12 protein-coding genes, 1 tRNA gene and 1 pseudogene are annotated in these 14,930 nt (G+C 44.7%); 13 read left to right on the forward strand and 1 reads right to left on the reverse strand.

Features of this window, described 5'->3' with window-relative positions; all coding sequences use genetic code 11:
* Positions 1–56 precede the first annotated feature (56 nt).
* Positions 57–1,355, forward strand: coding sequence for a peptidase associated/transthyretin-like domain-containing protein (locus DXN04_RS27100; RefSeq protein ID WP_116856544.1), 1,299 nt, complete (start codon positions 57–59; stop codon positions 1,353–1,355).
* 103 nt (positions 1,356–1,458) lie between these two features.
* Here DXN04_RS27100 and DXN04_RS27105 read toward each other — a convergent pair whose 3' ends face one another.
* Positions 1,459–3,072, reverse strand: coding sequence for a hypothetical protein (locus DXN04_RS27105; RefSeq protein ID WP_147320075.1), 1,614 nt, complete (start codon positions 3,070–3,072; stop codon positions 1,459–1,461).
* Between the two features lie 208 nt (positions 3,073–3,280).
* Between DXN04_RS27105 and DXN04_RS27110 the strand changes: the two genes are divergently transcribed.
* The 12 genes and pseudogenes from DXN04_RS27110 (at position 3,281) to DXN04_RS35895 (ending at position 14,795) form a co-directional block, all read left to right on the forward strand.
* Positions 3,281–4,105, forward strand: coding sequence for a CPBP family intramembrane glutamic endopeptidase (locus DXN04_RS27110; RefSeq protein ID WP_116856546.1), 825 nt, complete (start codon positions 3,281–3,283; stop codon positions 4,103–4,105).
* A gap of 32 nt (positions 4,106–4,137) precedes the next feature.
* On the forward strand, positions 4,138–4,716 hold the full coding sequence (locus DXN04_RS27115) for a Crp/Fnr family transcriptional regulator (RefSeq protein ID WP_116856547.1): 579 nt from the start codon (positions 4,138–4,140) through the stop codon (positions 4,714–4,716).
* 245 nt (positions 4,717–4,961) lie between these two features.
* Positions 4,962–5,987, forward strand: coding sequence for a hypothetical protein (locus DXN04_RS27120; RefSeq protein WP_116856548.1), 1,026 nt, complete (start codon positions 4,962–4,964; stop codon positions 5,985–5,987).
* Position 5,988: 1 nt separating this feature from the next.
* The gene (locus DXN04_RS27125) at positions 5,989–6,834 is read left to right on the forward strand and encodes an alpha/beta hydrolase (protein WP_116856549.1); all 846 of its coding nucleotides are present in this window, start codon (positions 5,989–5,991) and stop codon (positions 6,832–6,834) included.
* A gap of 55 nt (positions 6,835–6,889) precedes the next feature.
* Positions 6,890–7,324 (forward strand): nuclear transport factor 2 family protein, encoded by a 435-nt coding sequence (locus DXN04_RS27130; RefSeq protein WP_116856550.1) that lies wholly within the window; start codon positions 6,890–6,892, stop codon positions 7,322–7,324.
* A gap of 56 nt (positions 7,325–7,380) precedes the next feature.
* On the forward strand, positions 7,381–7,737 hold the full coding sequence (locus tag DXN04_RS27135; RefSeq protein WP_116856551.1) for a YciI family protein: 357 nt from the start codon (positions 7,381–7,383) through the stop codon (positions 7,735–7,737).
* A gap of 109 nt (positions 7,738–7,846) precedes the next feature.
* Positions 7,847–9,103: an RNA polymerase sigma factor gene (locus DXN04_RS27140; protein WP_116856552.1), complete on the forward strand. Its 1,257-nt coding sequence runs from the start codon at positions 7,847–7,849 to the stop codon at positions 9,101–9,103.
* Between the two features lie 64 nt (positions 9,104–9,167).
* The gene (locus DXN04_RS27145; RefSeq protein WP_116856553.1) at positions 9,168–9,950 is read left to right on the forward strand and encodes a DUF5984 family protein; all 783 of its coding nucleotides are present in this window, start codon (positions 9,168–9,170) and stop codon (positions 9,948–9,950) included.
* Between the two features lie 89 nt (positions 9,951–10,039).
* The gene (locus DXN04_RS27150) at positions 10,040–13,279 is read left to right on the forward strand and encodes an ATP-binding protein (protein ID WP_116856554.1); all 3,240 of its coding nucleotides are present in this window, start codon (positions 10,040–10,042) and stop codon (positions 13,277–13,279) included.
* Between the two features lie 98 nt (positions 13,280–13,377).
* Positions 13,378–13,451: transfer RNA gene (locus tag DXN04_RS27155), tRNA-Pro, on the forward strand.
* A 325-nt stretch (positions 13,452–13,776) separates the two neighbouring features.
* A pseudogene (locus DXN04_RS35890) lies at positions 13,777–14,418 on the forward strand (phage integrase SAM-like domain-containing protein).
* 44 nt (positions 14,419–14,462) lie between these two features.
* Positions 14,463–14,795: a site-specific integrase gene (locus DXN04_RS35895; protein WP_394337847.1), complete on the forward strand. Its 333-nt coding sequence runs from the start codon at positions 14,463–14,465 to the stop codon at positions 14,793–14,795.
* Positions 14,796–14,930: the final 135 nt, after the last annotated feature.

A 14,930-nucleotide genomic window follows, 5' to 3' on the forward strand; every position in this document is an offset into this window, starting at 1 on the left:
ATTTTTGTAAGCATTGAAAAATCTCTATCAGCTTATTTGCACGTAAACAAGAACCCATGCGTACATTATTGAGACCTATATTTCTATTGTTATTGCCTGTTGCCAGCTTCGGACAAAAATCAGTCTTCCCCGGTAGCCCGGACATCAACACTTCGCGCTTAAAATCCGAAAGAACATTGTTCACCATCTATTATGTAAACGGTACTACCTGGACGAACAAGGGGACCTATACAAATGATATAACAATTCTGGGGGATGAATTGAAGATTTCTACGGACTACAAGGATGAGAAAAACGAGCGCTATAAGAAAAGAATCTCAGTTGCAAATGCCAAAACACTGGAACCGCTGAGTTTTAGGTCAGAAAACACCAGGGGGAGCCTTGACCTGAAGTTTGGCACGACGATCACGGGTAAATACCATTACCTGAACGGGGATAAGGATAAACAGATCTCCCTGAAGCCAGCCGGTAAATTTGTGGATTTCAACGTCGCGGAACTTTTATTTACAACCCTGCCACTGGATGTGGGGTATAAGGCGACTATCCGTGAATTTTACTACGTAGACAATCCGGATAGTTTACTTTCTAATTACATCATTAAGGATGTAAAAAGCTACATTCATCGTTCTCCAAAGACCGGGAATCATGAAGCCTGGCTGGTGAGTGTGCTGGAGGAGCAATCAGGGGCCATTTACACGTACATCATTGATAAGAAGGATCACCGGATCTGGCAGCGGGAAATGCCGGCAGGTGGCGGAATTACGGAGGTGTGTGTGAATGAGGAACTGGATTACCAGCCGATTGCGGCGAAGTTTAACAAGGAGGAGGCTTTGCAAAAATTGGAGAAAGGAAATAGTGTAATCACGGGTACCGCCTTTGCAAGAGACCATAGTTCCCGCAATAAGCTGGCTGTGGTGAATATTAACAAAGCACAGTATGCACCGAAGGGTACAGTAGTGTCGATCCTGCCTAATTCAGAATATTTAGAGGAATGGAAGGCCGTGAATAAGAAGATTGCGAAGGGAAAGAAGCTGCCGCAGGTACCTATTGATCCGAATGTAGCGGATTGTATCAAGAAGACGACGGTGTATGATGATAAGGGGCATTTTGAGTTTACGAATTTAATGCCTGGGGAGTATATCCTGATCACAAGTTTTGGGTATACACACCAGTATACATATAGTTATTATGCAGGTACATCGTACCTGATGCATCCCAGTGGTACGGTGTTGTCATCAAATGATGTCTATAAATCAGCGAATGCGTCTACAGGTGCGACCGCGGAGATAGAGGAGAAGGTGACGATCCGGAGGGATGGAGAAAAGCTGGATGTGAGCCTGAAGGATGTACGATAAGCTTTTGAAAGAGGGAGGCCGGTACCAGGTGTAGGCCTATACAGAAAAGCGGCGCTTTGCCTTAAACAAAGCGCCGCTTTTCTGTTTTTTTATATGTGGAAGGCTATTTTATGGCCAGGGCCAGGACAACTTCATTGATTGTCTTTTGTGCCTTATCATAATCATTCAGGTCCAGGCTTTGTTTACCAGTTGCCAGCGCCAGGGAATTTGTACTTTTCCCGGTATTTACCAATTCCTGTACTTTCTTCAGCAGGAAATCGACATACTGTCTTTCATATCCTTGTTTATCGGCCTGGGTCCATTTTCTGTAAACATTAGGAAGTTCATTGAAACTGATGGGAATTCCGCCTCCATTGCTGGCATATGAGGCCAGGTTATTCAGTACGGCCATGTCTGCATAGGTGTATTTGACAGCACTGCTATTACTGATCTCGGGATAGGCGGCCAGTTTTTCAATAAGCCGCATGTTTTGAGTGCTGGTTACATCGACAATAGCGTACCTGTATTTGCTTTCAATTTCGTTAGTAGAAGCGATATCGAAGAGGATATCGAAGCGTCTGTGATATCCGGCGGCGATAGCCCCGGTAAAACGGCCGGCAGGTTCATTTTTGGCCAGGAAACCCAGGAAGTCCTGTTCCGTCATGGCTGCTGCTGCAAAGAAGCGATCGGGACTATCTACCTGCATAGGAGAGAAGGCACTGAGCCATTTGGAGTTAATACCGAGTGCAAATCCGACCTTATTAGGTTCGGCGGAGTGCAGGAAGTCGGCGATATCAGTGAGCAGTTGCCGGTCGTTATTATAGTATTTTTTTAAATTGTTTATAATCGGTGATCCTTCCTTTTGTTTTTCAGTAGTGGCATCATAAAAATACTCGTATAGCCGGTGCCAGGCGAGTCCTTTCCGGGCAGGAGAGGTAGCTGGAATATTCACCCGGGTAAAATAATTCTTCATCAGGTTAGTCACCATTGTATCCTGGGTGTCGAACTGAAAACCTCTTTCCCAGAAGGTGTTTACCGCCAGGTGAAAAGAATCCGGCATCTCCTTTATGATATTGTCCAGGCATTTAAAAAAGACATCTCTTGCCGTATCTTTTTGGGCTGCTTTATCTGGTGAGTCTGAGAATCCTCTTTGCATCCCGGCCACTTGCGAGTTGGCGAGTCTGATCAAAGGAAGCGGTGAATTTTGTACAATTGATGCCAGTGAATAGAGTTTTATAATCTGTGCCCATTGCACGGAGGGATCCTGGTTTTTCATCTGTTTTGTTGCAGCTGCCAGGTAGACTACGGCCTGTGTATAACCAGCGTCGAAAGCCGTTTTAAATTGATAGATAGCCTTGCTGGTATTGGTGTTCAGACCGGAGAAGGCGAAAGACCAGAATATAAGTCCGGCAGTGTAATGGTCCCCGGCATTCATGGTGCTTTCTTTTCCCCTGAAAGTTGCATTCATGTAATCGGAAAGCAATTTACCATAACTACTGTTGAGCTTATGCAGGGCGATAGGACTAATGTCTGTTACCCATGTTTCGGCGATGTAGTTGATGGTTTTACGTTGGAGGCGCTCATTTCCCTGGGCCATGACGGTCTGGAAATAAGGCAGGGCGGAAGCGACATCTCTTCTTTCCAGCATTGCTTTGGCGGTATCAAAGGCAATTTCGGGGCTTTGGGAGAAACTTAGATGACAGCATAAGATACAGGCGATCAGCATGACAATTCTCATATAGGTGCAATATTATATAGGTGATATTGGTATTGAAAATAGAAATTTATTTTTAAAATTTCAATAATTCCGGCGGCGAACTGCCCAGCGATCAGGGGTACTGTATAGAAAGGCAATGGGTAGGCTCCCCCGGGTACGGGCATTAGTTTTTTTTGTATTAAGCTGAAGGTGCTAAATTGTTCCCATAAATGACGATAAACATTTTGACATGAAAAAATGGTCAGCAACAACAAGCCCTCTGATTGTTTATTTTACGCTTGCCTATTCCATCAGCTGGATAATTTGGTTCCCTTTATATAGCCCGGCATTGGGTATTAAGAATCTACCTGTTCTGCCTTTTCATCACGGGCTGGGAGGCCTTGGTCCTATGCTTGCTGCTTTAATTACTACATGGATCTATGATGGGCGTAAAGGCTTACAATTGTTAGTGCGGCAAATGCTAAAAGTCAGACCTATATTATTTGTTTTAATTGCTTTGCTCAGTCCATTTATGCTGGCTGCTATGGCCGCGGGGATTAATTTCCTGTTAAGTGCTCAGACAATCCAGTTAGCCGGGTTGTTTCGGACCAGGGAGTTTCCTGAATTTTCCTTCCTTACTTTTTTGCTTTATAACCTGGTCTTCTTTGGTTTTGGGGAGGAAGTCGGCTGGCGTGGGTTTGCCTTGCCCAGGTTGCAGGCAGGAAATAATGCCTTATGGGCTAGCATCATCCTGACCATATGCTGGGCCGTGTGGCACTGGCCGCTTTTCCTGTACCGGCCGGGCTTTGTTCAAATGGGAATTGCCGGCACTTTTGGCTGGATTTTTAGTTTACTGACCGGGAGTGTATTACTCACCTGGTTGTATAATTCATCCAGGGCAAGTATATTGGTATGTGCCATTTTCCATTCTACGGTAGATATCGCTTTCCTGGCTGATTTTGCCGACCAGCAAATTATTAATTATATGGGTATGCTGATTACTATCTGGGGAATTGGAACGATATTGATTTTCAAACCCAGGCATCTTTCGTATGTAGAAAGGACCATTCGATAAATTATTTCACTAACATATATTCGAACTGACGCATGAAAGAAGTTATACAAAAAGCCCTGTCCGTTTATTCTCCTATTACTGATGCTACTGCCGCTCTCTTGTCTGGCGCTGCAGAAATTGTCAACTTTTCCGCAGACGAGTTTCTTGAACAGGAAAATAATGTGATTCGCAATGAATTTGTTGTACTGGAGGGAATTGTACGGGGCTATCTGCTTAATTCAGAAGGAGAAGATGTGACCGTCAATTTCTATGTAAGTGGCAATGCTGTGACCCCGGCCATTATGCGTGGAGTTAATAACCGTTCCATTTACAATCTGCAGGTTATTTCCGGCAAGGCCAGCATCCTGGTGTTTAATAATATGAGAATGGAGGACCTGATGCCCTATAATGCTGATCTGCAGCAGTTCGGGAATACCATAGTGATGTTGGACAGTATGCGCAGGGTAGAAAAAGAAGTATTATTATTAAAGGAAACTGCCAGGGGGAAACTGGATTGGTTCCGCAAGATTTACCCCGGACTGGAAAATGAGATACAACATTATTATATAGCCTCATATCTTGGTATAACCCCAACTTCTCTTAGCAGGGTACGGGGCACTTCTGCTGTCTGAAAAATCTTGCCAAATGTAAATGAGATTTAAAATCTGATTCTCAAATTTTGCAGCGCGGCGATTGTCCCCATTTGCACATCTCATCCGTCATGTAGCAAATGTAGGGGTTCAATGCTGCGTGCTTAACCTTTTGTCTGCCTGGGCCGGGTGTATGAACCTGGTTCCGGGTAGTGGATTTTTTTGCTGTACTGGTTGAAAAGGGGAGCCCTATAAGTAATGAGAATTAGTTAAATAAAAGAATAATCATGAAAAAGACAGTTTTAGTTGCCCTCTTTGGTGGCATCCTTACTATCCACCATGCGAATGCCCAGTTTGGGAAGATGACGGATAAAATTAAACCCTCTGCAGGCAAGATAAAAGATGCAGCTGCGCAGGGACAGCATGCTACAGAACAGGTACAGGATGTAAAAAACACTTCAGGAGAAGATATATCCAAAGTGAACCCCCATCCTGCAAAGACAGCAATTTTTTTTTCTAAAGGTAAGCCTGGAACTGCTTTCTCCACGGATTTTTCTGAGGGAGATTATATTTATGCACACATTGTTTTCCCAAAGCCGATCAAAGAATATGTGACAGATAATATATTGACATTTGATGTGGCATATAAAGAGGAAGGTAGTGATGATTATTCAGTGAATTATGTGAAGGTGGATGTCTCTAAAGTGAACCAGGAAAATAAAGAGCTGGATTTTGATGTATTGGCGAAGCCTGCTGATGCAACTACTGTTTATGCTGACAGGATGCAATCTCCGGCGCTGATAGGGATGGTGATGCGCTTGTCTCAACCGGGGGTGAAAACTGAATTCAACTGGAAGATCGAGGGTTTACAGGGCAGCTTTTACCTGACGATGAAAAGTATGAAGGGTTTTGCCGATTTTATACAGCCTATTCAAAAGAAGGCCAATGATTTTGCACAGGAGGATGATGCGATGAAAGCGGAGCTGCCGGAAGAATTCAGCCGCTCATCCTATGCCTTTGCAGATCCTCAGCTCAGTAAAGCAAATATCATCAAATATCTGCCGGCGAATATTGAAATCCTGAAATTTGTGGTAGGTCCGGGCGATGATTATAAGGTGATGAAAAATGAACTGGGGGTCATTGTTTACAAACAGACAGCGCGGTATATCATGGCTGCTTACAAGGATAAGAAAACAGGGAATTGTTATTATGATAACATCATCTTTGAACGGCCTTACGAGGGAAATGGGAAGTATGGTAGTTTGAAAGTGCGTACCAATGGTGAGCGGATAGATTGTGCTAAAATTAAATAGGATGCAGCAGAAAATACAATTTTATAGTGAAGGCGTACGGTTGGCAGGGCATTTATATTTCCCGGATCATTTCTCGCCTTCGCAGCATTACCCGGCTATCATTGTGGGTGGATCATGGACCACAGTTAAAGAACAAATGAGTGGCTTATATGCGGAGCGATTGTCGCGCCATGGGTTTATTACACTGGCTTTTGACCCGCGTTATTTTGGGGAGAGTGAGGGTGAACCGCGATTCTGGGAAAAACCGGAAGCTAAGATAGCAGACTATAACAATGCTGTATCCTTCCTGCAAACAGTGAAGGGAGTGGACAGGGAGAAGATCTTTTTGGCGGCGGTATGTGCCAGTGCAGGATATATGGCGGCACTGGCAGCGAAGAATGAGCAGGTGAAAGGATTGGCTACAATAGCAGGATGGCTTCATGATGCGGAGAGCGTGAGATTGATATATGGCGGGGAAGAAGGTGTTCGGGAAAAGTTAGACAATGCGGCACTTGCCCGGGAGGTATTTGAGGAGCGGGGTGAGGTAAAATATATTCCTGCAATCAGCACATCAGATGCTTCGGCGGCCATGTTTGGAGACTATGATTATTATTTAAACCCCTTGCGTGGCGGCATACCACAGTGGAGTGCAGATAAATTTGCGGTCATCAGCTGGCAGGGCTGGCTGACTTTTGACCCCATGTCTTACGCTGTGTCTATCCGGCAACCGGTATTAATGGTTCATGGAGATGGAGCTGTATTGGCGGAAAATGCCAGGCGGTTTTTCGACAACATCCCACATTCCCAAAAAGTCTTATATTGGACAAATGGAAGTCAGTTTGATTTTTATGACAACCCCTTACGGTAAACGAGGCAGTAGCAGCTATTAGCGTTTTTTTCAAATCCCTGGATGCACTTACATCATGAAAACAGATATCATTCACCAGATACGGGAATTATTTGCCGGCGCGGACGAACGTGACTGGCAAAAGGTAGCGGTAACGATGAGTGACCGTGTATTACTTGATTATTCGTCTATGAATGGCAATCCGGGGGCGGTATTGACCCCGCTGCAGATTACAGATATGTGGTCCGGATTTCTGCCGGGGTTTGATAAGACCATCCACCGGCTGTCAGGGTTTGTGGTAGATGAGAACGGGGACACCTGTACGGCTCATTTTAAGGGTGTGGCGGAGCATTGGATAGGGACTGCATGCTGGGTGGTGGAAGGTACTTATGATGTGACATTGAAGCTGGCTGCTTACAAATGGCTGATCACCGATCTGACATTCCATTTTGAACAACAAAGTGGTGATACTAATCTGCCTGTATTGGCGCTGGAACGATTGAAAGCATAGTTTGTCCCCGTCTCACATATTCGATCGTTATCAATACGAACATAAACGTTTTAAACATGAAAGAATTTGTTTTGATCTTCAGAAACAGTGTTCAGGAAGGCGGAAATCCTTCACCTGAGCAGATGCAGCAGTTATTGACCGACTGGATGAACTGGATGGGAGGTATTGCTGCACAGGACAAGCTGGCTGACAGGGGGAACCGCCTTTCCATGTCAGAGGGCAAAACAGTAAAGCCGGGAGATGTAGTTACTGATGGGCCTTACACGGAGGTGAAGGAATTTATCAATGGCTATATCATTGTGAAGACAGCGAATATTGAGGATGCGGTGAGTATTGCCCGGGAATGCCCGATCCTGAATGTAGGTGGTCATGTGGAGGTAAGAAAGGTGGTGAGTCCGGACGACCATAGTTAAACTGATTTAATAAGGAGGCAGGATCCTGAATGACGGCAGATCTTGTCGTCATTCGGTGTGTATAAGAGTACCTGTTTTCCATAGCAATGTGAGTGCAAAAGCAGGCTTTATGAATGTAAACAATGAGCATATCGACACCCTGATTCCCCATCTTTTTCGCCAGGAATATGCAAAGATTACAGCCGTGCTGAGTCGTCATTTCGGTTTGCAGCATATAGAAGTGGCAGAAGACATTGCCAGCGAGACTTTTGTAAAAGCTATGAGTCACTGGGCGGTACATGGAATACCTGCCTCTCCGGCAGCATGGCTTTATACGGTGGCAAAGAATAAAGCGAAAGATTATTTAAGGCGGCAAGTGCTATTTGAATCTGAAATTAAAAATGAGATAAAGGGAACTGAAAAAGAGGCGGAGCAGGAGTTTGAGTTTAGTGAGGAGATCATAGCGGATAGTCAGCTCCTGATGATCTTCGTGGTGTGTGATCCTGTAAATCCTCCTTCAACGCAGATCTGCCTTGCTTTGCAAATACTTTGCGGGTTTAGTGTGGAAGAGATTGCGGGGGCTTTTCTTTCAAACAGGGAGACGATCAAAAAACGCCTGCACAGGGGAAGGGTAAATCTGAGGACGAATAGTTTTCAGCTCAGGTCATTGAACCGGATGGAGGTAGATGCGAGGATGTCTGCAGTGTTGAAGACGATCTACCTCTTGTTTAATGAGGGATATTTTTCACAGAATGAAAAGGTGTTTATCCGGAAAGACCTTTGTGCAGAGGCAATGAGATTGACATTATTGCTGGTGGAGAATCAGCTGACGAATAGTTCTGAGGCCAACGCGCTGCTGGCGTTAATGAGTTTTCAGAGTTCGCGTTTGAATGCACGGACAAACGAATTGGGAGAGGCCATTTTGTATGAGGACCAGGATAGGGAATTATGGGACCAGTTCCTTATGCAGAAGGGGTATTATTATCTCGGGAAGGCTTTTGCGGATAAGGTGGTATCTAAATACCACCTGGAAGCGGGGATAGCTTGCTGGCATACGACTGGTGGGGATGCTAAGTGGCCGCAAATATTACAGTTGTACAATCAGCTGATAATGCTGGAATATTCGCCGATGACGGTGATTAACCGGGCGTTTGCGTTTGCGAAGGTGTATGGATGTAAGCAGGCGTTGAAGGAAATGGAGAAGATTGATTTTCCGCAGAACAGTTATTATCATGGCCTGATGGGTTTTTTGTATAGTGAGCTGGATGTGGGGCAGGCTATAGGGCATTATAGGAAGGCGTTGGCGCTTACGGGATCTGTAGCGGAGCAAAGGGTGATTGCAGGGCGGATTGAGCGGCTGGGTGGACGGGCAGATGTGGTCGCATAGGAAGTGGAATTGGAAGATCCTTATTACTTTTTATACTACCTTGCGCAGGACTTTTTTATTTTCTATGGCGCTTATTAATTTTAAACTGAAACATCCGGATAGCATTGCTCCCTGGGGAGATGCGCCTGATACCAGCATGGACTGGCTGGGACTTACTGAAGGAGAATATTGGCTGGATTTGAATAAGGCGATGCTTTATGAGTATACCAATGACGTGTTGACCGGTGAGGAGGATGCTCGTTATGTAGAATACCCGGTAGCGCGTTTGATAGAAGATTTCTCAGTACTATTTGAAGCAATAGCAACACTGGTACCGGATGGGTTTTATTCAATTGCAAAGAGTAATCATTACTTGTACCGCTTTTATGGAGCCGTGCAGCAATGGTTGGAGAAGGTATCTGATGAGGCTACCTATGACAGGTTTGAAAAGGCGATAGAATGGATCTATAGCAGAACGCTGATTGCGATGCATTTGACGGGTGGACCAGGGATTAGTTTTTTCAGGAATGGAGATAAGTTGGCGATTGTCTGGAAGGCGGATTACCTGACGGAAAATAATATACCGGTGTGGACGGCGGGAAATGGAGAGATGGAGATGCCGTATGAAAGTTTTGTAGGGGAAGTGGAAGATTTTGGAGAGCGCTTCTTTAATGCCATGGATATGCAGGTGCAGTTGGCAGCAGCAAAGGATTGGGGTAGTACTCATATCAATAAGGAGCGCCTGGTACAGGAGCAGCAGGAGAGAAAGACTGCATGGCAGAAGAAGCTGGCTTTGCTAAAAGGTGAGCCTGGTAAGGCTACGGATTGGGAATTAATAAATAGTCTGATCACTGATATGTTTAGTTGAGTTGTAATACCCCGGGTCTCTCATCATCGTTAGTTCATGTAAAATGATTGCCTTAATTTACAGATGAACAATTTCAATATTAAGGCTTTATGGAACCTAGTAGCAATGAAGCGTTATGGCAATCTATAATTGATAGCTCGTTGGATATTATTCAGGTTTTTGATGCGGTGAGAGATAAGAATGGAGCTATAACGGACTTTACATGGAAGATTCAGAATAGCAAGGGTTTTCAGCAAAACGGGGATTTAATTGGAAAACGCCTGCTTCAGCTCAATCCGGCTGTTATTCCCTCTGGTATATTTGCGCGCATGGTGCAGGTGGCGGATACAGGTGTGCCAAACGAGCAGGAGCAGTATTATTCTTATGAACAATTTGAAGAGCAATGGTTCTATCAGGCTCTTGTAAAGCAGAATGATGGAGTGCTGATGACCACCCGTGATATTACAGCACAAAAAAAGGCAAAGCAGGAGATTCTGCGTCTTAAAGATGAGATTGCAAGTAATGCTACTAATAAGTACTATTCTATTTTCAATTCAATCCAGGAAGGCTTTTGTATTTACGAACTTGTTTATGATGGTTCCGGTACGCCAACAGACCTTCGCTGGATAGAAGTGAACCCTGCTTATGAAAAACATACGGGCCTGAAAGATGTTGTAGGCAAACTGCATAGTGATTTTTCGATGGAAACGGAAAGTTACTGGCTGGAGGTGTATGACCGGGTGGCTAAAACAGGTGAAGCGGTTCATTTTGAAGACTGGCACGAGGCGACCGGGCGTTGGTACAGCTCTTTTTCCTCCCGCATAGGCGGTGAGGGGAGTAAACAGGTAGCAGTTGTGTTTTCAGACATCACCGAGCGCAAACAGCGTGAGCGGCAACAGGAATATTTGCTTAAACTTTCCGATGCCCTGCGCCCGCTTTCCCATGCAAGAGAAATTGAAATCACTGCCTGCCGTATTCTTGGAGAATGGCTGGGCGTAAATCGTGTATACTTTAACGAAATCCCTGGCAAAGAGGGTATCATCAGGATAGAGAGTCAATATCGGGGTGCTGGTGCCATCTCCATCGCCGGGGAGTATCCCCTTGAGAAATATAGTTGGTGGGCAGGCACGCTGCGCCGGGGTGAACCTGTGATCATACCAGACCTTTACCAGGCCGGTTTTGTGCCTCCGGATTTTATAACAGCCATGGAAGGCATACAGGCCTGCTCTCTTGTAACTGTACCCCTTATCAAAGATGAAGAATGGATAGGAGCATTGTCTATGACCGATATAATACCGCGGGCCTGGAAAGAGGAGGAAGTGGAATTGGCAGGCGAAACGATGAAGCGGATGTGTGCCTCGGCGGAACGCGCACGAGTGGGAGAAGCTTTACGGAAGAGCGAAGAAAAATACCGCACCTTGTTCAATTCGATCGATGAGGGTTTTAGCCTGATTGAACTGATCTTTGACGAAAACGGAAAGGTCATTGATTATTGGCATAGGGAAGATAACCCGGTGTTTACAAAGATGACGGGGATTAAAGACCCGGTTGGTAAGCGAATGAGTGAATTGCTGCCCTACGTGGAACCTGCATGGCACCAGATGCTTGAGACGATCTATTACACGGGGGAGTCAATCCGGGTAGAATATCCTGTGCAGGAACTGGGGCAATGGTTTAGTGCTTATATGTCGAGGATTGGAGGGGATGGTAGTCCGGTGATTGCTTGTATTTATGATGACATCACAGAACGAAAACGCCGGGAACAACAACAGGAATATTTATTAAAACTAGGTGATGCACTTCGGCCGCTTTCCGATGCTACAGAAATAGAAGCTGCTGCCTGCAGATTGCTGGGCGAAGAGCTGAAAGCTGGCCGGGCATTTTATGCCGGAATTAGTGAGGCCGATAATTATGTAAAAGTAAACCAGAATTACCTTAGCGGTGATTCGCCTTCCCTGGCTGGCATCCATCCGCTATCCGCTTTTTCCTGGATCCTGCCGCTTTACAAGAAGGGCGAGCCTGTTGTGATTGACGATGTTTACAAAGTTGATTTCATTCCGCCTGAATATCTGCCTGCCCTGGAAGTGAGCCAGGTGATTTCCTTTATTCTCATTCCGCTTATTAAGGACAATGTTTTAGTCAGTGCGCTTATCGTCTCGGAATCTGCTCCCCGCCATTGGAAGGAATATGAAGTGACGCTGCTTGCTGAAACAGCGGCACGGATCTGGGCATCAACAGAGAGAGCTAAATCTGAAGAAATCGTACGTAGAAGTGAGGAAAAATACAGGACCCTGTTCGAGTCTATGGATGAAGGCTTCGTATTGGCAGAAGTGATTTACAACCACCTTGGGCTACCGGTAGACATTCTTTACCTGGAAGGTAATCCTGCGGCCACCAGGCTCACGGGGGTTCCGGATTATACCCTGCAGCTGTGGAGTAAAGTGGCCCCGGGCGCAGAAAACTACTGGCTGGAAATATACGACCGGGTGGTGAAGACAGGCATTTCTGAGCGCCTGGAGCGTTTTATGGCTTTGCATGGACATTGGTATGACTTCTACATTTCTCCCAAAGCTAATCCAGATGGCGCTCCCCAGGTTACCATTCTCTTTCAGGATATTACGGAAAGGAAACGGGCGGAAGAGGCTTTGCGGGAAAGCGAGCAACAATTAAAACGCCTGCTCAAACTGAGGGATGAATTTATAGGTATTGCCAGTCATGAGTTGAAAACGCCTGTAACCAGTATGAAGGTGTATGCCGAAATAGTAGCCGAAAGGCTGGAGGAGATAGGGAACCAGGATGCCAGCAATTTGCTGTTCCGATTGAATGCACAGATAGACCGGCTGATCATGTTAATCAATAATCTGCTGGATACAACGAAGATTTCGGAAGGGCAGTTGCGATTAGACCTGGAGGAGATAGACCTGAACGAATTGCTGCGGGATAGGGTGGAGGAAATAAAAAGGACGACCAATCATGTGTTTGAATTGCATACTGAAAATTTGCCGTGTGTAATTGCGGATAGGGAACGAATTGGGCAGGTGATTACAAATTTATTGTCGAATGCGATTAAGTATTCGCCTAAGGGTACTACAATACGGATCGGGAGCAGGAAAGAGGAGGAGGGGGTTAGGGTGAGTGTTCAGGATGAGGGATTGGGAATTCCGGAGGGTGATATAGATAAGATTTTTGAGCGCTTTTTCCGGGTGACGGCGAAGAATATGGATACTTATCCGGGGATGGGTTTGGGGTTATATATAAGCAGGAAGATAGTGGAGAAGCATAAGGGGAGGATTTTTGTACAGAGCAAAGAAGGGGAGGGGACGGTATTTTCATTTATGTTGCCTTGTTGAGGGGGATATGGCTTTTTAAAAACCTGTTAAGAAAATTTTATAAAAAGAAATTAAATATTACATTTGCATCCCGTCATTTAAAAAATGATGTACCGGAACGGGACGTAGCGCAGCCCGGTAGCGCGCTTGCATGGGGTGCAAGAGGTCGCTGGTTCGAATCCAGTCGTCCCGACGTAGTTAATATCAAAGGATATCAGGAGGCACGTAGAACGCAGGTTTTACGGGCCTTTTGTGTTTTTGGGGGTGTAGTGTGGGGGTATGGATATCGATGTTTCTGATGCGTAAAGAGTGAATTGAATAGTGAATTAACTTAGTAGTTCACGGATTAATGTATAACTTCTTGTTCTTTATGCTGTAAGAAGGTGTTGAGTCGTTCTTGAATGATGTGATTTCCTTTTTCGTGGCTTGTGAGTGAAGTATTGGTGAATTGGTTAAACACGTAAAAATGATTTCAATGGAAAGAAAGGACATTTTGGGGGCAGTTTGTGTTGCGCCGTATGCCGGCCGGGAGATGGTATGTATATGCCCGGATTGTGGTGAACAAGACTAAGTGCGAGCTGGGGATGAAGCAGCAAATCAATCCCTCTGATTGGAATGAGGCGAAGGGATGTGCTAAGAATAAGTCGGATGAGTTGAGACGGTTTAGCAGGTATTTGGAAGTGGTAAGGGCTAAGTTGGTCAGGCATTACCAGCAGTTAAGATTGGGAAATGAGGGAATAAATGCTGATATGGTGAAGGAGGCATTTTTAAATGACGATAAGCCTGCAGAACAGCATTCTTTGATGTGGCTTATAGGCTATCATAATGAAATAATGAAAACAGTCCTGGCCCCGGGGACTATGAAAAACTACCGTACTACTGAGAGCTATTTGCAGCTGTTTATTAAAAAACATTATGGTACAAATGACGTGTTGCTCAGGAAGCTGGCTTTTGAGTTTATTACTGGTTTTGAGCATTATGTAAGGACATAGCCATTGAAGGAGCATGATCAATGCACGAAAAATGGGGTAATGAAGCATATGGAAGGCCTGAAGAAAATAATGAAATGGGCGAAGGATAATGAATGGGTGGATAAAAACCCGTTTGAATTGTATAGTTTGAAATTTAGGCATAAGGAGCGGGATTTTTTGAGTCAATAGAGAATAAGGAATTTGAAAATGGGATATTAAAGCAGGTAAAGGACCTGTTTCTTTTTAGTTGTTACACAGGATTAGCATTTACGGATTTATTGAGTCTGAAACCGGAGGATATATTTACTAATGATGATGGGATGAAATGGATCAGGACATCCAGGGCAAAAGCGGGTACATCTGTTTATGTACTCTTACTCAAACGGGTAATATCGATATTGAATATATACAATCAAGACTCGGAGTATATTTTCCCAGGCACCACCAATCAAAATATCAATAGAGGTCTTAAAATAATCAGTGAAATCTGTGAGATAAAAAAGCACCTGACGTTTCATATTGCGAGGCATACGTTTGCAACTACAATTACATTAATGAATCAGTAAAATGTTAGGTCATACGAAGTTGAGTACGACAATGATTTATGCGAAGGTAACGCAGCCTAAAGTGGCGATGGACATGGCGATGTTACAAAAGGAAATGAACGAGAATGAATAGAATACGAGTTGGATAAGATAAGA

This window comes from Chitinophaga silvisoli (assembly GCF_003412465.1).
Taxonomy (GTDB): Bacteria; Bacteroidota; Bacteroidia; order Chitinophagales; family Chitinophagaceae; genus Chitinophaga; species Chitinophaga silvisoli.

Coding starts and splice junctions, on each gene's coding strand:
- DXN04_RS27110 (WP_116856546.1), top strand. CDS start 3,281: ATGAAAAAATGGTCAGCAACAACAAGCCCTCTGATTGTTTATTTTACG.
- DXN04_RS27150 (WP_116856554.1), top strand. CDS start 10,040: ATGGAACCTAGTAGCAATGAAGCGTTATGGCAATCTATAATTGATAGC.
- DXN04_RS27145 (WP_116856553.1), top strand. CDS start 9,168: ATGGCGCTTATTAATTTTAAACTGAAACATCCGGATAGCATTGCTCCC.
- DXN04_RS27115 (WP_116856547.1), top strand. CDS start 4,138: ATGAAAGAAGTTATACAAAAAGCCCTGTCCGTTTATTCTCCTATTACT.
- DXN04_RS27105 (WP_147320075.1), bottom strand. CDS start 3,072: ATGAGAATTGTCATGCTGATCGCCTGTATCTTATGCTGTCATCTAAGT.
- DXN04_RS27140 (WP_116856552.1), top strand. CDS start 7,847: ATGAATGTAAACAATGAGCATATCGACACCCTGATTCCCCATCTTTTT.
- DXN04_RS27120 (WP_116856548.1), top strand. CDS start 4,962: ATGAAAAAGACAGTTTTAGTTGCCCTCTTTGGTGGCATCCTTACTATC.
- DXN04_RS27130 (WP_116856550.1), top strand. CDS start 6,890: ATGAAAACAGATATCATTCACCAGATACGGGAATTATTTGCCGGCGCG.
- DXN04_RS27100 (WP_116856544.1), top strand. CDS start 57: ATGCGTACATTATTGAGACCTATATTTCTATTGTTATTGCCTGTTGCC.
- DXN04_RS27135 (WP_116856551.1), top strand. CDS start 7,381: ATGAAAGAATTTGTTTTGATCTTCAGAAACAGTGTTCAGGAAGGCGGA.
- DXN04_RS27125 (WP_116856549.1), top strand. CDS start 5,989: ATGCAGCAGAAAATACAATTTTATAGTGAAGGCGTACGGTTGGCAGGG.